General features: G+C 64.2%; 23 protein-coding genes. 16 read left to right on the forward strand and 7 right to left on the reverse strand.

Annotation, left to right across the window (positions count from 1 at the left end; all coding sequences use genetic code 11):
• Nucleotides 1–39: 39 nt before the first annotated feature.
• Entirely contained in the window at nucleotides 40–1,008 is a 969-nt protein-coding gene (locus JKL45_RS11100; RefSeq protein ID WP_201861195.1) for an IS5 family transposase, read from the forward strand.
• Here JKL45_RS11100 and JKL45_RS11105 read toward each other — a convergent pair.
• Nucleotides 1,001–1,375: a DEAD/DEAH box helicase family protein gene (locus JKL45_RS11105; RefSeq protein WP_201861196.1), complete on the reverse strand. Its 375-nt coding sequence runs from the start codon at nucleotides 1,373–1,375 to the stop codon at nucleotides 1,001–1,003. The two genes, JKL45_RS11100 and JKL45_RS11105, sit on opposite strands and share 8 nt — an antisense overlap.
• A gap of 209 nt (nucleotides 1,376–1,584) precedes the next feature.
• Between JKL45_RS11105 and JKL45_RS11110 the strand changes: the two genes are divergently transcribed.
• The 10 genes from JKL45_RS11110 (at nucleotide 1,585) to ccoS (ending at nucleotide 10,632) form a co-directional block, all read left to right on the forward strand.
• The gene (locus JKL45_RS11110) at nucleotides 1,585–2,238 is read left to right on the forward strand and encodes an SOS response-associated peptidase (RefSeq protein ID WP_201861197.1); all 654 of its coding nucleotides are present in this window, start codon (nucleotides 1,585–1,587) and stop codon (nucleotides 2,236–2,238) included.
• Nucleotides 2,239–2,997: 759 nt separating this feature from the next.
• The gene (locus tag JKL45_RS11115) at nucleotides 2,998–3,489 is read left to right on the forward strand and encodes a response regulator (protein ID WP_201861198.1); all 492 of its coding nucleotides are present in this window, start codon (nucleotides 2,998–3,000) and stop codon (nucleotides 3,487–3,489) included.
• A 157-nt stretch (nucleotides 3,490–3,646) separates the two neighbouring features.
• The gene (gene ccoN, locus JKL45_RS11120) at nucleotides 3,647–5,302 is read left to right on the forward strand and encodes a cytochrome-c oxidase, cbb3-type subunit I (protein ID WP_201861199.1); all 1,656 of its coding nucleotides are present in this window, start codon (nucleotides 3,647–3,649) and stop codon (nucleotides 5,300–5,302) included.
• A gap of 4 nt (nucleotides 5,303–5,306) precedes the next feature.
• Nucleotides 5,307–6,059: a cytochrome-c oxidase, cbb3-type subunit II gene (gene ccoO, locus JKL45_RS11125; RefSeq protein WP_201861200.1), complete on the forward strand. Its 753-nt coding sequence runs from the start codon at nucleotides 5,307–5,309 to the stop codon at nucleotides 6,057–6,059.
• A 22-nt stretch (nucleotides 6,060–6,081) separates the two neighbouring features.
• Entirely contained in the window at nucleotides 6,082–6,252 is a 171-nt protein-coding gene (locus tag JKL45_RS11130) for a cbb3-type cytochrome c oxidase subunit 3 (RefSeq protein ID WP_201861201.1), read from the forward strand.
• On the forward strand, nucleotides 6,243–7,124 hold the full coding sequence (ccoP, locus tag JKL45_RS11135) for a cytochrome-c oxidase, cbb3-type subunit III (RefSeq protein WP_201861202.1): 882 nt from the start codon (nucleotides 6,243–6,245) through the stop codon (nucleotides 7,122–7,124). The genes JKL45_RS11130 and ccoP overlap by 10 nt, the downstream gene beginning before the upstream one ends.
• Entirely contained in the window at nucleotides 7,121–7,321 is a 201-nt protein-coding gene (locus JKL45_RS11140; RefSeq protein ID WP_201861203.1) for a hypothetical protein, read from the forward strand. The genes ccoP and JKL45_RS11140 overlap by 4 nt, the downstream gene beginning before the upstream one ends.
• 36 nt (nucleotides 7,322–7,357) lie before the next feature.
• The gene (locus JKL45_RS11145) at nucleotides 7,358–8,164 is read left to right on the forward strand and encodes a DUF2189 domain-containing protein (RefSeq protein ID WP_201861204.1); all 807 of its coding nucleotides are present in this window, start codon (nucleotides 7,358–7,360) and stop codon (nucleotides 8,162–8,164) included.
• A gap of 37 nt (nucleotides 8,165–8,201) precedes the next feature.
• A complete protein-coding gene (locus tag JKL45_RS11150; RefSeq protein ID WP_201861205.1) occupies nucleotides 8,202–10,433 on the forward strand; it encodes a heavy metal translocating P-type ATPase in 2,232 nt (743 codons plus the stop codon).
• A 25-nt stretch (nucleotides 10,434–10,458) separates the two neighbouring features.
• Entirely contained in the window at nucleotides 10,459–10,632 is a 174-nt protein-coding gene (gene ccoS, locus JKL45_RS11155) for a cbb3-type cytochrome oxidase assembly protein CcoS (RefSeq protein WP_201861206.1), read from the forward strand.
• A gap of 125 nt (nucleotides 10,633–10,757) precedes the next feature.
• Here the strand turns inward: ccoS and JKL45_RS30470 are convergent, their stop codons facing one another.
• A complete protein-coding gene (locus JKL45_RS30470; RefSeq protein WP_255549809.1) occupies nucleotides 10,758–10,889 on the reverse strand; it encodes a hypothetical protein in 132 nt (43 codons plus the stop codon).
• Between the two features lie 364 nt (nucleotides 10,890–11,253).
• Here JKL45_RS30470 and JKL45_RS30800 point away from each other — a divergent pair, with 364 nt between their 5' ends.
• Nucleotides 11,254–11,499 carry a DUF6894 family protein gene (locus JKL45_RS30800; protein WP_376771024.1) on the forward strand — a complete coding sequence of 82 codons (246 nt, stop codon included), beginning with the start codon at nucleotides 11,254–11,256 and terminating at the stop codon, nucleotides 11,497–11,499.
• Nucleotides 11,500–11,527: 28 nt separating this feature from the next.
• On the opposite strand, the gene hmpA is transcribed toward JKL45_RS30800, so the two are convergent.
• Together hmpA and JKL45_RS11165 are read right to left on the reverse strand one after the other, a co-directional pair.
• Nucleotides 11,528–12,742: an NO-inducible flavohemoprotein gene (gene hmpA / locus JKL45_RS11160; protein ID WP_201861207.1), complete on the reverse strand. Its 1,215-nt coding sequence runs from the start codon at nucleotides 12,740–12,742 to the stop codon at nucleotides 11,528–11,530.
• A 164-nt stretch (nucleotides 12,743–12,906) separates the two neighbouring features.
• Nucleotides 12,907–13,317: a response regulator gene (locus JKL45_RS11165; RefSeq protein ID WP_246498479.1), complete on the reverse strand. Its 411-nt coding sequence runs from the start codon at nucleotides 13,315–13,317 to the stop codon at nucleotides 12,907–12,909.
• Nucleotides 13,318–13,399: 82 nt separating this feature from the next.
• Between JKL45_RS11165 and JKL45_RS11170 the strand changes: the two genes are divergently transcribed.
• Nucleotides 13,400–13,570 (forward strand): hypothetical protein, encoded by a 171-nt coding sequence (locus JKL45_RS11170; protein WP_201861208.1) that lies wholly within the window; start codon nucleotides 13,400–13,402, stop codon nucleotides 13,568–13,570.
• A 68-nt stretch (nucleotides 13,571–13,638) separates the two neighbouring features.
• Nucleotides 13,639–14,598 carry a GGDEF domain-containing protein gene (locus JKL45_RS11175; RefSeq protein WP_201861209.1) on the forward strand — a complete coding sequence of 320 codons (960 nt, stop codon included), beginning with the start codon at nucleotides 13,639–13,641 and terminating at the stop codon, nucleotides 14,596–14,598.
• Nucleotides 14,599–14,709: 111 nt separating this feature from the next.
• On the opposite strand, the gene JKL45_RS11180 is transcribed toward JKL45_RS11175, so the two are convergent.
• The 3 genes from JKL45_RS11180 to JKL45_RS11190 all read right to left on the reverse strand — a co-directional run bounded on the left by JKL45_RS11180 (nucleotide 14,710) and on the right by JKL45_RS11190 (nucleotide 17,527).
• Nucleotides 14,710–15,516: a YoaK family protein gene (locus JKL45_RS11180; protein ID WP_201861210.1), complete on the reverse strand. Its 807-nt coding sequence runs from the start codon at nucleotides 15,514–15,516 to the stop codon at nucleotides 14,710–14,712.
• A 230-nt stretch (nucleotides 15,517–15,746) separates the two neighbouring features.
• On the reverse strand, nucleotides 15,747–16,928 hold the full coding sequence (locus tag JKL45_RS11185; protein ID WP_201861211.1) for an NnrS family protein: 1,182 nt from the start codon (nucleotides 16,926–16,928) through the stop codon (nucleotides 15,747–15,749).
• A gap of 143 nt (nucleotides 16,929–17,071) precedes the next feature.
• Complete coding sequence (locus JKL45_RS11190; protein WP_201861212.1) at nucleotides 17,072–17,527, reverse strand: pseudoazurin; 456 nt, start codon at nucleotides 17,525–17,527, stop codon at nucleotides 17,072–17,074.
• Between the two features lie 306 nt (nucleotides 17,528–17,833).
• Between JKL45_RS11190 and JKL45_RS11195 the strand changes: the two genes are divergently transcribed.
• Both JKL45_RS11195 and JKL45_RS11200 read left to right on the forward strand, forming a co-directional pair.
• Nucleotides 17,834–18,532: a Crp/Fnr family transcriptional regulator gene (locus JKL45_RS11195; RefSeq protein WP_201861213.1), complete on the forward strand. Its 699-nt coding sequence runs from the start codon at nucleotides 17,834–17,836 to the stop codon at nucleotides 18,530–18,532.
• A 148-nt stretch (nucleotides 18,533–18,680) separates the two neighbouring features.
• A complete protein-coding gene (locus tag JKL45_RS11200) occupies nucleotides 18,681–19,004 on the forward strand; it encodes a metal-sulfur cluster assembly factor (RefSeq protein WP_201861214.1) in 324 nt (107 codons plus the stop codon).
• Nucleotides 19,005–19,049 lie beyond the last annotated feature (45 nt).

Genomic DNA, 19,049 nt, shown 5'->3' on the forward strand with positions numbered 1-19,049 from the left:
CGTCAGGTATAGAGGCGGTCCTCTGAAGCTGAGAGCCGCATGCCTTACAAGGTCAATGAAAAGCGCCGCCACAGGATCCCAAAGGCCCGCTACCGCGTGCAGAACTGGCGGGACTACGATGCCGCGTTGCGTCGCCGAGGCGACTTGACCATCTGGGTGACGGCCGAAGCGATCGAGGCATGGACACCGGCATCCACCGGCCAGCGCGGTCGACCACAGCTATACTCCGCGATTGCTGTCGAGACGGGCCTGATGCTGCGGTTGGCTTTTGGGCGGCCGTGGCGCCAGACCGAGGGGATGCTGGCCTCAATCCTGCGTCTGCTGGGCATGGATCTGCCGGTGCCCGATCACACCACCTTCTCCCGCCGCAGCGCCGACCTGACTGTTGCCAAGGCGGTGAGAACAGCAACTGGTCCAGTGAACGTAGTGATCGACTCCACCGGCCTGAAGGTGTTCGGCGCTGGCGAATGGCAGCGTGAGAAGCATGACGGCCAAGGGCGCCGGACTTGGCGCAAGCTCCACCTGGCTGTTGATCCTGACACCGGCGAGATCCTTGCTTCAGAGCTGACCACCGTCGAAGACGGCGATGCCTCGCAGGTCGGACCGTTGCTCGACCAAATCTCGGGCCCAATCGCCTCGGTCACGGCGGACGGCGCATACGACGGTGCTCCTGTCTACTGTATCATCGCCGAGCGGGATCCTGCCGCTGAGGTGATCATTCCACCACGATCAACAGCAGTGCCGAGCGACACGGCCGAGACGGCGCCTACGCCGCGGGATCGGCACCTCCGACTGATCCAGGAGCGGGGTCGGCTCGGTTGGCAGAAGGCAGTGAACTACGGCCGTCGATCCTTGGGCGAGGTGGCGATGATGCGCTACAAGACCGTGGTCGGCCGCCGCCTCTACGCCCGGACTCTGCCAATGCAAAAGGCTGAGGCCGCGGCCGCTTGCAAGGTCATCAACGTCATCACCCGCCTCGGCATGCCGATATCCCAGCGCATCACCTGAGCCTCGACGTCAGGGCGTCAACGCGGCCTACATCTGAATTGCGCACCAAAGTCGTTTGCGCACCCTTCACCGCAGGAACAGCCTGAAACTGAGCGTAGTTCTGACGCAGCAACGAGACGTCAGGATGCAGGACCAGGATCGGTTTACCGAGAGAGACAGCGTCCTCTGCGGCACCGGCCGCGAGCAGGCTCTTGCCGCTTCCAGTCGGAGCTAGCACCGCACCCGAGCGTCCGCGCTGAATGGCGTTGCGGACAGAGGCGGCGATCCTGGCCTGATAGGGCTCTGCCTGCTTGTCGCCGATCGTCCGGGACAGCGCCGGAACAGACGGTTGAGACAACGCATCAGAAGGATTTGAGGAAGGCGGCATCGGTCAAAATCTTGGGAAACAATCGGAAAATCAGAAGGACGGGACGGGAAAGCCGTGGATCATGATTCGCAAATCATAAACGCGACCTGAAGCGTGCTCTGATTATACTCTGAAGGGTTGCGCGAGGCAGCGCTTATTGTCAGGTTCACAGCGACACAGTTGCCCGATTGAGATGAAACCCAGGAATGCCGAGACGGAAGGTTCCACCCGTGTGCAATCTCTATAGCTCCTCTGCAACCCAGGCCGCGATGCGCCGGGCGTTCGACGTGACCCGTGACAGCGCGGGCAACGTCCCTCCCCTATCCGCGATCTTTCCAGACCAGATGGCGCCAGTCATCAGAAACCATGAAGGGGAGCGTGAGCTGATCCAGATGCGCTGGGGGTTCCCCCCTCCCCCAAAAGTGGGCAATCATCCGGTGACGAACGTGCGGAATGTGGCCTCGCCGTTCTGGCGGGCCTGGCTCAAGCCGCAGTACCGCCTGCTGGTTCCGTTGACCAGTTTCAGTGAATACAAGGATACGAAACCTCGTAAAACTCCCGTTTGGTTTGCCCTGAATGAAGAGCGCCCCCTTGCCGCATTTGCTGGTATTTGGCTGCCATGGACCGGCGTGCGTGGAACGAAGGCTGATCCTGCTGAAGGTGAACACCTGCTCTATTCATTTCTGACATCGGAGCCGAACGGTGTTGTGGGACCGATCCATCCCAAGGCGATGCCGGTAATACTAACCACACCTGAAGAGTTTGACGTGTGGCTCAACGCACCGACTGAAGAAGCCCTGAAGCTTCAGAGACCGCTTCCCGACGAAATGCTGCAAATTGTTGCAGAGGGGGAAAGATCAGATCAAGCCAAGGCGCCGGTCTGAACGCTCACCGTCAAAGCAGGAGTCTGCGGCACTACCCTCGTCCTTGAGGCCCAGTCTGACGAACAGGCTTATGAAGTTGTTCTGGGAATCGCAGTTTAGTAAATGAATCGACACTCTGAGCTATGCAGTCAAGCCCGCGCAACTTTCCTGCAGCGCCATAGACATAAGCTTTAACCACGTTTGATCTCAAGGTTATGCGAGGCCGATAGGTATTCTTCAACCAATAAGCCGTACGATCTTACCCGCTATTTACCCATTTCCTGGTTTAGCATCAAACTTCACGGCCGCTGGCAGCAGCGGCCGTTTTTCATGTAACTTCACGTGCCGAGAAGGCCCATCTATAGAAGTATGTTTCTAGATCCCGCGAGCTAGTTCGCCAGTGTCTTTCCGGCTGGCCGCAATCTCTCCGCTTCATCCGATTGACAGGCGGAGGACAGTGCAACATTGGCTGGTGTTACTCGTGGAATCGTTAGCAGGTTCTCGAAACCATCCATGGCCAGAGCCACAATCCGGGTAAGAGAACTTATCCGTTTTAGAACGCCATGGCCGCGGAAACAGAGGCTGACACGTTCCCAGCGCGGCCGAGCTGCCTCGCCTAGGCGATCAACGTGCCGTAGCGGATGATCTCCTAGGTCGTGCACACCGAGGCGGCAAGACGATCCGCGCCGGCTCCTTAGGGAGTTTTCCTGAGTTGGCCCGATGCAGGTTCCAGTCCATGCTCATCCTTGAAAATATACCTTCCTTTTTCGAGGTCCTGCCATGGTGGAACCCACTGCGCTGGTCCTGGTCGTCGATGATGACAGGGCTGTCGGAGCGTCACTGAAATTCGCATTTGAGCTGGAGGGCTTGAAGGTGCGTCTCTACGGCAGCGGGAGCGAGCTCCTGGCCGATCCCGCGCTGCTGGACCATGGCTGCCTTGTGGTCGATTACCTCATGCCAGACATGGACGGATGCCAACTCATGGCTGAAGTGAGGGCGCGACAGATCGATCACCCCGCCATTCTGATCACATCCCATGTCGACGAACAGCTTCGGCGATGTGCCGAGCACTGCGGGTACATGTACATTTTGGAGAAGCCTCTGGAGGACGATGCCCTTATTGAGGCCATCCGCGCCGCCCTAAGCTGTGCGTTGAAATCGGGCGGGCTCGTGCCCGGTCCCGCAGAGGGCACCCACCGGGCCGATGCGCCTCGCCGACATCCGCCAATGCTTCGGCGGAACATGGCTGGAGCGCTCGTAAATTTTAGATAGTTGACGTCTGGGCCGTAATCGCTAGTAAGGAACTTTAAGCAAGCGTATGCGGAGCGCTTCTACCACGGGCAACCTTGCCTTGGTTCAAAGGATAAAGAGAAAAGAATTGTCTGGTCCAGGTGGCATAAATACTCCAAACCCACATAGAGAAATTGGCATGGTTCAGCAACTAACCACCGGCGAGCGCCAGAACGCCCTGATTATACTTCTTTTTGTCTTCGTCGCGGGCGTCGCCATGGCGGCAGCCGGCGGCTCCGACCCGCTCGGCGTGCACGGCGTGATTGTCCTTCTCTTCGGTGGTGCCCTCGCCGCCCTCGTCATGAGGTCCTACTACGAGCGCGAGCCAACCCAGGATCGTCTCTCGCACTACTATGACGATCCGATCAAGGCCGGCGTCGCCCTGACGCTGGCGTGGGCGATCTTCGGCATGTTCATGGGCGTATGGACCGCCGCCCAGTTGGCTTGGCCGGACCTCGCCTTCGACGCCGGCTGGTCGACCTTCGGCCGCCTGAGGCCGACCCACACCACCGGGGTGATCTTCGGCTTCGGCGGCAACGCCCTGATCGCCACCTCGTTTCATGTCGTGCAGCGGACCTCCCGCGCCCGCCTGGCGGGCCAGGTCAGCCCCTGGTTCGTGCTGCTCGGCTTCAACCTGTTCTGCATCCTCGCCGTCACCGGCTACTTCATGGGCGTGACCCAGTCGAAGGAGTACGCCGAGGCGGAATGGTACGCAGACTTGTGGCTGGTGGTCGTCTGGGTCACGTACTTCGTTCTCTTCCTGCGCACGTTGGCCCGGCGCAAGGAGCCGCACATCTACGTCGCCAACTGGTACTACATGGCGTTTATCGTTGTGGTGGCCATCCTCCACATCGTCAACAACTTGGCGCTGCCGATCTCGCTGGGGCAGGCCAAGAGCTACACCATCTGGGCTGGCGTGCAGGACTCCATGGTGCAGTGGTGGTACGGCCACAATGCCGTGGCCTTTTTCCTCACTGCAGGCTTCCTGGCGATGCTGTACTACTACCTGCCAGTCCGGGCGCAGCGGCCGATCTTCTCCTACCGGCTCTCGATCCTCAGCTTCTGGGGCATCACCTTCTTCTACATGTGGGCCGGGTCGCACCATCTGCACTACACCGCCCTGCCCCACTGGGTGCAGAACCTCGGCATGACCTTTTCCGTGATGCTGCTCGTCCCCTCCTGGGCCTCGGCCGGCAACGCCCTGCTCACTCTCAACGGTGCCTGGCACCGGGTCCGGGACGATGCGACGCTGCGGTTCATCTTCGTGGCCGCGGTCTTCTACGGCCTGTCGACCTTCGAGGGATCCTTCATGGCGATCCGGCCTGTCAATGCGCTCTCCCACTACACCGACTGGACTGTCGGCCACGTCCACGCGGGGGCGTTGGGCTGGGTCGCCTTCATCACCTTCGGCTCGCTCTATACCCTGGTGCCGTCACTCTGGAAGCGCGAGCGGATGTATTCTCCGGCCCTGGTCGAGGTCCACTTCTGGCTCGCGGTGGCAGGCACCCTCATCTACGTCTTCTCCATGTGGAACTCGGGCATCCTCCAGGGCCTGATGTGGCGCACCTACACGGAGGAGGGCACGCTCGCCTATTCATTCCTCGACTCGCTCGTCGCCATGTATCCGTACTACATCGCGCGAGCCTTCGGCGGACTGCTCTTCCTGCTCGGCGCCGTCGTCGCCGCCTACAACATCTGGATGACGGTACGCGCCGTGCCGGTTGCCGCCGGAAGGCAGGCGGACGTGCCGGACTCTGGGCTTGCCCCCAACACCGTAGCGACCCCGGCGGAGTGACATCATGGCAGAACTATTCCACCGCAAGTTAGAGCGCACCGCCATTGGCTTCGTCATCGCGATCATCGCGGCCGCCAGTGTCGGCGGGATCGTCGAGATCGCTCCGCTCTTCACCATCAACGAGACCGTCGAGGAGGCGCCGGACCTGCGCCTCTACACGCCACTGGAGCTGGCCGGCCGCAACATCTACATCCGCGAAGGCTGCTACGCCTGCCACAGCCAGATGATCCGCACTCTGCGCGACGAGGTCGAACGCTACGGCCCCTACTCGCTCGCCGTGGAGTCCAAGTACGACCGTCCGATGCTGTGGGGCTCGAAGCGCACGGGCCCCGATCTCGCCCGCGTCGGCGGCAAGTATTCCGACTTCTGGCACGTCGCCCATCTCACTAACCCGCGCGACGTGGTGCCGGAATCCAACATGCCGGCCTATCGCTGGCTCGCCCGGACCGGCCTGGAGACGGAGGATCTCGGGCGGCACCTGCAGGCGCAGCGGGCTCTCGGCGTACCTTACACAAACGCCATGATTGCCAATGCCACTGCCGACGCCTTCGGACAGGCGGCGCCCGACAGCCCGTTCGCCGCAGGCGTCACCGAGCGCTATGGCGAGAAGACGCAGGTCAGCGCCTTCGACGGGGTGGTCACGCAGCTCACCGAGATGGACGCGCTGGTCGCCTATCTTCAGGTGCTCGGGCGTCTCACCGATGCCGCCTACTCCAACACGGCCGCGCCACAACAGGCGCCCGATCCCACCAACTGACGAAGGCAAAGGAGGACGGCCGATGGACATCGACCACGACACCCTCGTTGGCTTCGCCAAGAGCTGGGGCCTGTTTTATTTCATCGCCTTCAGCATCTGCGTGGTGATCTACGCTTTCTGGCCGTCGAACCGGAAGCGCTTCGACGACGCCAAGCGGAACATTCTCGATCGGGACGACAGGCCATGGCAGTAGAGGAACGCGATCCCGTCAGCGGTCAGAAGACCACCGGGCACGAATGGAACGGCATCAAGGAGCTCGACACCGCCGTGCCGCGCGGCGTGCTGATCTTCCTCGTGGTCACGCACGTGTGGGCCGTGCTCTGGTGGCTCCTGATGCCGACCTGGCCGCTGGTCACGACGTACACCAAGGGCATCCTGGGCATTGACCAGCGCCAGACCGTGGAGCAGGAGCTGGTCACCGCACAGGCCGAGCGCGCGTCCTGGGTGAAGGCCATCGAGACCGAGAGCTACGAGCAGATCCAGTCCAACGAGGACCTGATGAAGGTCGTCCGCTCGACCGGACGTCAGCTCTTCGGCGACAACTGTGCCGCCTGCCACGGAGCGGACGGAAAGGGCCGCGCCAACTATCCCGACCTGACCGACGACGACTGGCTCTGGGGCGGCGAGGTGGAGAAGATCGCTGAGACCATGCGTCTGGGCATCAACTCGCGCCACCAGAACACCCGGGTCGCGCAGATGCCGGCCTTCGGGCGCGACGCGATGCTGGACCGCGCCCAGGTCGCGAACGTCGCGACCTACGTGCAATCCCTTTCAAATCCGGCTGTGTCCACACCGCAGAACGTTGCCCAGGTCCAGGCCGGGCGGGAGGTCTTCCTCACGACCTGCGCGGCGTGCCACGGCGAGGACGGCAAGGGCAACCGGGAGGTCGGGGCACCCAACCTGACCGATCCGCACTGGGTCTACGGCGGCGACCTCCAGACCCTGATCGACACGATCCATGGCGGGCGGCAGGGGCACATGCCGACCTGGGACGAGCGCCTGACCCCGGCGGAGATCAAGATCCTTGCCCTGTACGTCAACTCCCTTGGGGACGTGAAGCCATGACGGGAGTTGAGGCACCGAAGCAGACCAAGTGGCCTATTGTGGCGTGGAGCCTGGCGGCGGCCGTGCTGCTCGTCGTGGCGGCCGCCAATGCCCACCTCGTCTACGTCGCGGTGGCCTCGCAGCCCGACTGCGTCGCCCACCTGAAGGAGGCCGGGTCCAAGGAAGGTGCCTTCAGGGCGGCGAAGCCCGCCTGCTGAGAATGTTCAACTGATGCACGATTTCGGGGAAGACAGATGAGTGAAACGGACAAGTCCTACGGCTTGCTGACCCAGACCTCCGGGATCGAGGAGACGCGCAACCCTTCCCTGCAACGCCACCTCCCGGCGCAGGCCGCGTTCGACTGGTTGAAGGCGGGCTGGCGCGACCTGATGGTCCGGCCGGGCCTCAGCATCGCCTATGGGGTGGCAGTCTTCGTCATCACGTTCACCCTCGCCTGGGCGCTGTTCGCCTCAGGGAGGGATTACATCCTGTTTCCCGCCATCGCCGGGTACATGATCGTCGCGCCCGTCCTGGCCATCGGCCTCTACGAGAAGAGCCGCGCACTGGAGGCCGGCGAGCATCCGACACTACGCACCATGCTGCTCGTGCGCCCGCGAGCCGGTGCACAGATTTTCTACACCGGCCTGCTGCTCTGCCTGCTGATGCTCCTCTGGAACCGGGCCGCGGTCCTGGTCTACGCCCTGTTCTTCGGCGTCCGGCCTTTCCCGGGGCTCGACGGGGTCGTCGCCATGCTTCTCACGACGTCGGTTGGCTGGGCGATGCTCATCGTCGGGACGCTCGTCGGAGGGCTGTTCGCGGCCTTCGGGTTCGCGATCAGCGTCTTCTCGATCCCGATGCTGCTCAACCGGCGCACAGACGCCCTGACAGCCATGGGCACGAGCATAGCCATGGTGTGGAACAACCTCACCCCGATGATCGCCTGGGGCGCCATCCTTCTCGCCTTTTTCGCGGCCAGCGCCGTGACGGGCTTCCTCGGCTTCATCGTCATCTTCCCACTGCTTGGTCATGCCACCTGGCACGCTTACCGAGCGATGCAGTGATGCTACGCCAGCGTGCGGCAAAGGATGACAACCGGCGATGACCTGCTGCGCCCCCACAGATGTTCAGAATTTAATGACGGACACGCGGCAGCCCGACACCCTGCTGGAGGAGATCCGGCTCGCCAGTCGCGAGCTTGCTGGCGGTACGCGCCAGACGGATCTCTCAGTGCCCAGCGTCAGGTGCGCCGCCTGCATTGCGTCAGTCGAACGCACGCTGGCGAAGCTCTCCGGCGTCGAGGCCGCCCGGGTCAACCTCTCCATGAAGCGGGTCGCCGTCACTTGGCGCACGAGCGAGGGAACGCCCCCTGACCTGATCGGTGCGTTGCGAGGCATCGGCTATGAGGCACACCTGTTCGCGCCGGAGCAGGACGCCGAAGACCCGGAGCTGGCCCGCCTCGTCAAGGCTCTTGCGCTGGCAGGCTTCTGCGCGATGAACATCATGATGCTTTCGGTGTCGGTCTGGTCGGGGGCCGACGCCAGTTCGCGGCAGGCGTTCCACCTCATCTCGGCCCTCCTCGCTCTCCCGGCCCTCCTTTACTCTGGCCGTGTCTTCTACGCCTCGGCCTGGTCAGCATTGCGCCATGGCCGCACCAACATGGACGTGCCGATCTCCATTGGTGTGTCGCTGGCCTTCGCACTCAGCCTCTACGACACGATCCACAATGCACCGCATGCCTACTTTGACGCGGCAACGTCCCTGCTGTTCTTCCTGCTCATCGGCCGCACCCTCGACCATGTAATGCGCGAGCGGGCGCGCTCCGCCGTCGCCGGTCTTGCGCGGCTCGCCCCGGCTGGCGCCACGATCATCCAGGACGGGCGGCCGCTCTACGTTCCCGTGTCGGAGATCGAACCCGACGCGATGGTTCTTGTCGCCGCCGGTGGCCGGATCCCGGTTGACGGCGTGGTCGAACGGGGAGCATCCGATCTCGACTGCTCCCTCGTCTCGGGGGAAACCGCGCCGCGGAAGGCAGCCCCGGGGGAAATGGTCCAGGCGGGCGTGATGAATCTCACTGGGCCGTTGACAGTCCGGGCGACGGCTCGCGCCGAGAACTCATTCCTGGCGGAGATGGTCCGGATGATGGAGGCCGCCGAGGGCGGGCGGGCCCGCTACCGCCGACTGGCGGACCGCGCCGCGGCACTCTACTCACCCGTCGTCCACACGCTGGCCTTAATGTCGTTCCTCGGCTGGCTGTTCCTCACCGGGGACTGGCATTCATCCATCACCATCGCCATCGCCGTCCTGATCATCACCTGCCCGTGCGCCCTGGGCCTGGCGGTTCCCATCGTGCAGGTTGTCGCCGCCCGCCGCCTGTTCGAGAGCGGGATCATGGTCAAGGACGGTTCTGCCCTGGAGCGCCTGGCCGAGATCGATGGCGTGACCTTCGACAAGACCGGCACCTTGACGCTGGGCAAGCCCATCCTAGTCAACGCGGACGTGGCGGCGCCGGCGGCGATGCGGATCGCCCTGGGGATGACCATGGGTTCGCGCCATCCGGCGGCACAGGCAATTGCCGTGGTCGGGGCGCAACGCGTGTCTCAAGCCCCGGCGTTCGACTGGATCGAGGAGGTTCCCGGGCTGGGGCTCGAAGCCCAGATCGGCGGCGACACGTACCGGCTCGGGAGGCCGGACTGGGCAACAGGGCAGCAGGCTCGGGACGATGCCTCCGCAGCCGGCTCGATCTCGGTCCTGGCGCGAGATGGCGAACCGCTGGCGGTATTCGTGCTTGAGGACAGCGTCCGCCACGAGGCCCGGGAGACGGTGAGCAACCTGGTGCGTCAGGGGCTGGCGGTGGAGGTCCTCTCCGGCGACTGCGAGGCCGTGGTCAAAGACCTGACGTCGAGGCTCGGGATCCGTGACTTTGCGGCCGGGCTCCTGCCGGCGGACAAGGTGGTCCGGGTCGCGGCGCATGAGACAGCGGGCCGGAAGGTCCTGATGGTCGGGGACGGCCTGAACGACGCACCCGCCCTGTCAGCCGCCTATGTCTCCATGGCTCCCGCCACCGCGGCTGACATCGGCCGCAATGCCGCCGACTTCGTGTTCCTGAACGAAGGCCTTTCGGCCGTCACCGATGCCCTTGGGATCGCGCGCCGGTCCCGCCGGTTGATCTTCCAGAACTTCGCCCTGGCGGTCGGCTACAATGCCTTGGCGGTGCCAGTCGCCATGCTGGGCTATGTGACCCCTCTCGTTGCAGCCGTCGCCATGTCGCTGTCCTCGATCATCGTCGTCGCCAACGCCATGAGGCTGTCACCGGCCCGCAAGGCCGCATGAGGCCAAGAACCCGGAGGAGGATCGGATGGATTCCATGTGGTGGTTGATCCTCATCGCGCTTGGCATGGGGCTGGCCGGCTTGGCCGCCTTCCTGTGGTCCCTCCGCAACGGGCAGTACGACGATCTCGACGGGGCGGCGGAACGGGTCCTGCTCGAAGAGGATCCGGATGATCAAGGTCAGGCCCATCAGGACAGGTGATGGACCATGCCTCTCCGGGTCACATTCGGTGCCACACCGTTGTGGAAGAGAGTGACGAGACCGGGACTATTTGCAACGATATTGCTTGGGAAGGTTCAGCCCTGGGACACGGCATGCAGCCTCTGTCAGACAAGGTCGCGGATCACGGCCAACAGCGTCATGCCGAGTGCCGCGAGACTCGGCACCAGCACGGCGGCCCCTGAAGCCAAGGCGAGTATCGCCACCCAGTCGAACGGCTTGTCAACGAAGCGAGGCACGATCCGCTCATCCTTTCCCAATGACAGCCCAACGGATTCAAAACCGGTTCCGTTCCAGCGGCGACCTCAAGCGGTTCGGTGCCTCCGGACAAAAGAGCTCAGAAGCCAGGAGTGTGACCACGGTCGCTGACCGGTCGGCTGGGACGCCAGCATCGATGGATCGGAAAGGACGCCTGCGCCATGCGGCCCCGGTGCGGCCCGGCCAGCGCGGAGACCCGGTTCCGGACCTCCGGCCCCACACGGGACAACTAAGATCGGAACGAAACCTTCGTTCCGGTTTGGCTGTTCCACCGTTCCAAAGCATCATTTCCAAGAGGGGGACCATTTCCAAGAGGGGATTGCCACGGCGCTCTAGCATTTTGACATCCGGAAAGGGACCGACCTCATACGGGATGACGAAGGTTCGGAGTTCGCCAGCCAGGAAGCCGGGGCGCAGGGAACGGCCCGCGCGACGGCCGAGATTGGAGCCGGCCGGCTGGCGAAGTGCGATTTCAGTGACGTCGTCGTCAAGGTCAGGGATGAGCGGAACCAGCGGCTCTCCACCGTAACGGCATCCATGAAGGTCGATTGGCATACCCCCCGGCCCCAGCCTCATTCCTGGAGCGCGTGAGCACGGATCCAGTCAACCGGACCTGGCGTCAGGCTGCCGCGAGGATCTCGTCGGCTGGCCCGAAGAACTCATAGTGGATGCGGTTCGACCGGACCCCGGCCAAGGCGAGCCCGCCGACGAAAGCTCTCAGGAACGGTCGTGGGCCGCACAGGTAGTAGCCCGCCTCCTCCAGTGGTGTGTTGGCCCTGAGCCACTCGATGCTGATCAATCCCTGCTGATCATAGTCCTCGCCCTGACGGTCCTCCGGCCGCGGCTCGACATAGAAGGTGGCGGCCTTGATGTTCGGGTAGGCCGCGGCCAAGGACCTGACCCGGTCCCTCATCGCATGGGTGGAGCCGTTCAGCGTCCCATGCACGTAATGGACGGCCTTGTTGGGATAGCGGGCCGCGATGGTCTCCAGCATGCTCATCATCGGCGTCAGCCCGACCCCGCCGCTCAGCAGCACAACCGGCCGTGGCGACTCCTCGTTGAGGAAGAACTCGCCCGCAGGCGGGGCCACCTTGAGCACGGTTCCGACCTCGGTCTGGTCATGCAGCCAGGACGACGCGACCCCCTGCGGCTCGCGCTTCACCGAGATGCGGTAGGTTTCACCGTTCGGCGCACTGGAGATGCTGTAGTTGCGCTTGAGAGGATGCTCGCCCGGCGCCTCGATCCAGAGGGTCAGGTATTGGCCGGGCCGGTGAAACAGAACAGGCTGACCGTCCTCGGGCCGGAGCACGAACGAGGTAATGATCTCGCTCTCGCGCTGCTTGCTCTCGATCCGGAAATTGCGCCAGCCGTTCCAGCCGCCGGGCGCCGTGGCGAGGCTGGTGTAGATGGCCTTCTCGCGCCCGATCAGCACATGGGCCAGGAACCAGTACGCCTCGCCCCAGGCGGCCAGGATCTCATCCGTGGCGGCATCGCCGAGCACGTCCCTGATCGCCCCGAGCAGCGCCTCGGCCACGTGCGGATAGTGCTCGGGCAGGATGTTCAGGCCGACATGCTTCTGCGCGATGCGTTCGACGGCCGGCGCCAGGGCACCGAGATTGTCGATGTTCTGGGCATACGCGAGGATGGCGGAGGCCAGCGCCTTGGGTTGGGAGCCGGTTTCGCCGTGATGCGACTGGTTGAAGAGGTCGCGGATCTCCTCGTTCTGGAACATGCGTTCGTACATGCGCTTCGTGACCGCCAGCCCATGCTCCTGCAAGGCCGGCACCGTCGCCTTCACGAGATGAATGGTGGTGTCGCTCAGTGTGTCCGTCATGGGATGACCTCCTGGGATGCAGCATCAGGGGAATGGATGCCGACGGACCGCTCCGGCATGCATGAGGCCGGCCGTCGGACCCCAGGGGTTACGCCGCCGGGGCCGGTGCCGAAACTAAGGGATTGCCCTGATCACCGCTGGTCGCAGGCCGGACGGTGCCCCGGTCATTGACGCCGCGCGGCCGGAGCCGGGATCGCGGCGCTACGGACCGCCCTTTCGACGGCCACCAGAATATCCAGCGCCCGCCAAGGCTTGGGCATGAAGCGCGCCGTCTTGGGCAATCCGTCCTTCGGCAACCGCACCCGCCGGGAGGTGACGAGCACGCGGATGTGCGGCCAGCGCGCCGCGCAGGCGAGCGTGAGGTCGATGCCATCCGCCCGGCCCGGCAGCGTGACGTCGGTGAAGACCATCATCACTTCGTCGGCATGATCCTGCAGGAAGGCCAATGCCGCATCGGCGGTCTCCACCTCGACGACCTCCAAGTCGGTCTCCTCGATTACCGTCGCGGCCAAATGGCGGAGCTCCGGCTCATCCTCGACCACCAGCACCGTCCGCCTGATCGCTTGGCCCATCATTGTCTCCTTGGTGAATTGACTGGGAAACGCAACAAGGCAGGAACGCCGGACCGACAGCGGTCTCGAATGGATCCCGCGCAACATGGGTCCCAACATCATGCGGACGCCGATGTTCCGGCCACGGGTCGAACTGCCGCCGGAGCAGCCCGGATCCGTGGCGCCAGTTGCGGCAATCCGGCACCGGCAGCCAATTTCCGACAAGGCCTATGTGTGCGGCGCCTGCGTTTGTGGGACCGACAGGGTCGCAGTCTGAGATCTTTGGGAGTTGGTGTTGCCGTGATATGAGCCTGCACCTGCGCAGCGCGTGAGGTAGGAGCACAGATGGCGGAAGGCGGGGCATCACACCGACACAGCATACCGGCGGAGGCGGAGCTGCGCCTGCTAGCCGAATACTGCACCGATGTCATCGCTCGCGTCGGGGCGGACATGACCTTCAGCTATATCTCGCCGTCGGCGGAACGAATGTTTCGCCGGCCCGTCTCGGAGATTGTCGGGCAGCCTGTGCGGGAGTTCGTCTTTCCTGAGGATTTGCCGATCATCGCCGCCGCGACGGCGCGTCTGGTGGCGGGCGAGGGTGACAGCTCAACCGTCACGGTTCGGGCCATTCGCGGGGATGGCACTCTGCTATGGGTTGAGGTCACCTCACGGCCCATCGGGGACTATACCCTCGGCCAGCCCGGCGACCGGGCCGTGGTGATGCGGGACGTGACCGAGCGCAAGGCGCTGGAGGATCAGCTAACCGCCATGGCGACGAAGGACGGCCTGACCGGCCTCGCCAACCGCCGCTCGTTCGATGAAGCGCTAGCCCGGGAATGGCGCCGCACCGTTCGTGAGATGGCGCAGATGTCACTCCTCCTGCTCGACCTCGATCACTTCAAGGGCTTCAATGATGCCTATGGGCATCTGGTGGGTGACGATTGCCTCCGGGCAGTCGCGGCGGCCCTCCAAGGCCTGACGCTTGGGCCAGGAGATCTCATCGCACGCTACGGCGGAGAAGAGATCGCGATCATTCTGGTCCAGGCCGATGCGCAAGGTGCGGCTACAGTGGCGGAGCGCGCTCGTGTGGTGATTGAGGCCCTGGCTCTACCGCATGAGGCAACGTCGGTGTCCGGAAAGGTGGTCACCGCCAGTATTGGCGCTGCAACGGCCGTTGTCCGAACTGGAGGCTCGGCAGGGATGCCGCAAGCCCTGCTCGCTGCGGCTGATCGCGCGCTCTATCAAGCCAAGGCAGGCGGACGAAACCGGGTGGAAACGGCACTGATCCTCGCGGCTCCGGGCTAAGACGGATCAACCGCCAACGAGCGCACATCAGTAACATCCACCAGGGCGCTCGTATCCAGAAGGGAAACATATTCCAGGTAGCACATTCATGGAACCGGGAGAGCGCTTGGATCACGGCTTGCTCAGTGCCCGGCGGCGCTTGAGCAGATCATCGGCCAGTGAGGGGACAGCCAACAGCAGCAAGAGCAATCCCAGGGGAAGGCACGTGGCAAAGCCCCAGCTCTGAAAGCCGAACGCCCCAAACAGGCCGCTTGCGAAGAAGAAACCAAGCAACAAACTCAGCAAGCGCAGTTTTGGTCGGTCTACGCGGACCCGGGACGTTTCCGGACAGGTCTGATCCCTGTTCCAGTAGACAAGCTTTCCCAGCTCAATGCCAACATCGGTGATTATGCCCGTCACATGGGTCGTGCGGATGCGAGCGCCGGAAATTTTGGTCACGGTGGCGTTCTGCAGCCCCATGATGAAGCAGAGCATGAGTACGGCTAATGGAGTGAACCCGGAGGCGCCGTGCGCCAAGCCACCCAGCAGCCCAAAGCCGAGCAGCAGGGCCGCCTCCAGCAGCAGGGGCCGGGCGTAGAGGTCGCGCCGATTGCCGCGGCGGCCCCAGTTGATCAGGATGGCCGAGCAGGCCGCCCCGGCGACAAAGGACATCAACGCAACCGTCCCTGCTATCACGAGGCCGAAGGCGCCGAGGACGAGATTGTCGGCGAGGGACGAAAAGATCCCGGACATATGCGAGGTGTACTGGCCCATGACAAGGAATCCGCCCGCGTTGGCCGCCCCCGCCACAAACGCGAGGACCATCCCAAGCCGGGTGTCGGCCCTCGCCGACCGCCCCGGGGCAATAATCCGCCGGGCGGAACGGGCATAATGACCGACCAGGCCGCGCTTCCGCCGAAGCCGATGCTGCCGGTTCATCGCGGACCGTTGCCACTCCGCGTGGGGCGGCGGCCTCCCAGTTTCGGCACCGCCGTATCTGCAGCCGTGTTTAACACAAGTCATCGTCCAGTGTCTGGATCTGGGATAATGAGGAGGGACTTCAGAGTTCTTCCTCCCTCTGGATCCCTTCTCCCTCCCTGCATGCGCCGGCGAGGGAGTTTCTTTGGCCATATGTAGCGGCGGGAAGGTCGATCACGTTTGCGGCCGCCTCACGCGTTGACGCGCGGCCGGGTAAATACGTTCCAGTAGGCCAACGCGAAGCCGACGAAGGCCCCGGCCCAGGCCAGTCCCGCCACATGGAGCAGGACATCGCTCAGGGCGGGATGAACCGCGGCGCAGATCCGCGCGAGGGCGCCGACGACGAGCAGGAGATAGAGTCCCTGCATGACCGTGGACGCAACCAGCGCCCGGCCGGTGTGCCCAAGGCTCGACCGGGACATCACGGCCAGTGTCATGACGCCCATGGCGCCGCCCGACCAGGCATGGATTCCGGCTGCGCTGGACACGAGGCCCAAGGTAGCCAGCCCGGTCAGTATGAAGCCGAGCGGCACGAAGGCGTAGGCGACATGCAGGATCAGGACGAGCCGGTCGCGCCAGGTGCGCTCCCCCGCCCAACGTGCGAGGCGCGCCGCCTGGAGCACGCCGGCCGCGATCAGAGCGGCCCCGGTCACGCTCCAATCGGGCGTGGCGATCCATGCCGCAAGTGCCACCCCGGCGGCGATCATAGTGACCATGTCGAAGCGGCCGAACGGCGCCGGTAGGCGGCCGGGGTTCTCGCGCACGAGCCAGTTGCGGGTGAAGCTCGGGATGATGCGCCCGCCGACCAGCATGATCAGCATCATGGTGGCGGCAATCCCGAAGCGGATGCCGCAGTCGGCGGCACCCAGGACATGCGCCTCGACATGGAAGAGGATATTGCCGGCAAGAAGGAGTCCGAGGGCGATGAGGACCTTAAGGTTGCGCCAGTTTCTGCCCTTGACGATCTCTCGGCCCATGGCCCCTGCGACAAGCAGCAGGAACGCGTTGTCGATCACCGCCGCAGCCTCCCAGCCGATCCAGGCCGAGGTTGTGACGGCGAGGCGGCCCGCGGCCCAGACGAGCACGAGGACCAGCAGCGGCCGGCCCTGCAGCGGCATGCGTCCGGTCCAGTTCGGAACCGCGGTGAGCAGGAAGCCGGTGATCACCGCCGGAAGGTAGCCGTAGAGCATCTCATGGATATGCCAATCGCGCGGAGCGAACGCTGTCGACAGCTCCAACGTGCCGTAGAACATCGGCAGCCAAGCGAGGATGGCGAGACCAGCATAGAGCGAGCCGAAGAGGAAGAACGGACGGAAGCCGTAGGAGAGGAGCGCGGGTCCCTTGTAGTCCCGCAGGCGGGGAATGGGAGCCATCACAGGCCTCCTATGGGTTCATACCATCCAAGCCAACCCCGAGGGTTGTGCGCAGAGTCAGGCCGCCGATCGCCCGGCCGCTGCAAGAGGTTGGCACCGCCACGGCAGGTTCACCGTGGCGGTGCAAGGATAGAAGCAGACTGTTACTTGGCGGCCGTCTTAGTCGCCGCGAGCTTGTCGAACAGGTTGGCGAACGCCTGCTTGGCCTTGCCGGGGTGCGTGGCGGCCTTGGCCTGATCCGCATTCGTCGGCTCACCGACCACGATCATGCCGACCATGCCCATGCCGTAGTGCGGCTTGCACTTGTAGCCGTACACGCCCGGCTTATCGAAGGTGATCGCCACTTCCTCGTTGATCTTGCCGACGAACTTCTGCCCGCCTTCCGGCAGCATGCCGTCAACGGTCTCGACGTTGTGGCCCTTGTCCGAGGCGACGAACTTGACCGTATCGCCTGGGTTGATCTTCACCAGCGCGGGCTCGAACACCATGACGCCCTCAGTGCCCTTGTTGAGCATCTTCACTTCGACCTCGGCCGCGGTGGCGGCGCCTGCAAAGCCAAGGGCTGCCACGAGAGCGCCGAGCACAATAACCTTCCGCATGATTGTCTCCTGTTGCGATGCGAAACATGTGAGCTCCTGTCTGAAGCTCTTGGGGAGTTGATACGCCCGGCGGGCTCGTCTGTGTTTGATCTTGCGCAAAGAGTCGGCATATTTGCTAAAAAGGCAGCGCAAGACGGAGCCGCTGTTTGCGCCAAGGCAAATACTGTGGGATCACACGTCGTGGAGAGCTGCCGGTTGGCGAAACCATCTGGCCTTGCGAACAGAATATGACGTCCGGCTGTTATCCCGGCGCGGATCCGGACCGGCGGGCAGTGCGCGCGGCTCATTTCAGGTAAAGGAAGACGCATGGCTGGTGTTGATCGATCCCTTGTGGCGGGTGTCCCCGTCTTCGCCGGGCTTGCGCCGGAGCAGATCGATCAGCTGCTGCAGGAGGCGCAGTCGGTCCGCTATCCCAAGGGAACGAACGTGTTCCAGCAGGACGAGGAGGCGCATTCCTTCTTTATCCTGCTGCATGGGCATCTCAGGGTGTTCAAGCTGACCCCCGACGGGCAGCAGGTCGTGGTCCGCTTCGTTACGCCCGGCGAGGTGTTCGGCGTCGCCATGGCCATCGGGCGCATGACCTACCCGGCGACGGCCCAGGCCGTCGTCGACAGCATCGCCCTGGTCTGGCCCTCCGCCGCTTGGCCCCGCCTTGTGGCGACCCACCCTGGGCTGGCGGTCAACACGCTCCAGACCGTGGGCAGCCGGCTCCAGGATGCCCATACCCGGGTGGTCGAGTTGTCGACCGAACAGGTCGAGCGCCGCGTCGCCCATGCCCTGCTTCGCCTCGCGCAACGAGCTGGCCGTAAGGTCGAGGCGGGTGTGGAGATCGACTTCCCGATCACGCGTCAGGACGTTGCCGAGATGACGGGCACCACACTGCACACGGTCAGCCGCATCCTGACAGCCTGGGAGGCTCAGGGGCTGGTCGAGGGCGGACGGCAGCGGATCATGATCCGCGACCCGCACAAGCTGTTCCTGCTCGCCGAGGGCTCGCCCAGCTAGGACAGAGGGTCGTTAGGCCGAGCGCGAGGGCGACCGGTCCGGCCGTCCGCCGGATCCAGGCTTCGGGAGATTCGCGGCCATGTTTGCGCCGGGTCAAAGAGCGCCCTGCCCCACTGGCGTATGTGTGACCTGTCCCAAGGAGCAAGCAATGGCCCGACATCTCGATCCCGACATTCTCGATTGCCTTCAGGACGTGATGGATCCCGAGATCGGCCTCAGCGTGGTCGACCTCGGCCTTGTCTACCAGGCGGGCCAGGACGACCATGGCATCGACGTGGCGCTCACCTTGACGACCCGGGCTTGCCCGCTCGGCGAGATGATTGTGGAGGATGCCCGCGCGCGCCTGGTGCGCCGGTTTCCGGATGCGCCGGGCATTGCCATCAACCTCGTGTGGAGTCCGCTCTGGACGCCCGACCGCATCACTCCCCGGGGCCAGGAACTGTTAGGCCACACCCCGCGGAGAGCCGCATGATGGCTCCGCTCCGGCCTGAAGCCCGACCGATCACATCCCGAGGCC

It is taken from the genome of Microvirga soli, assembly GCF_016734765.1.
GTDB lineage: Bacteria > Pseudomonadota > Alphaproteobacteria > Rhizobiales > Beijerinckiaceae > Microvirga > Microvirga soli.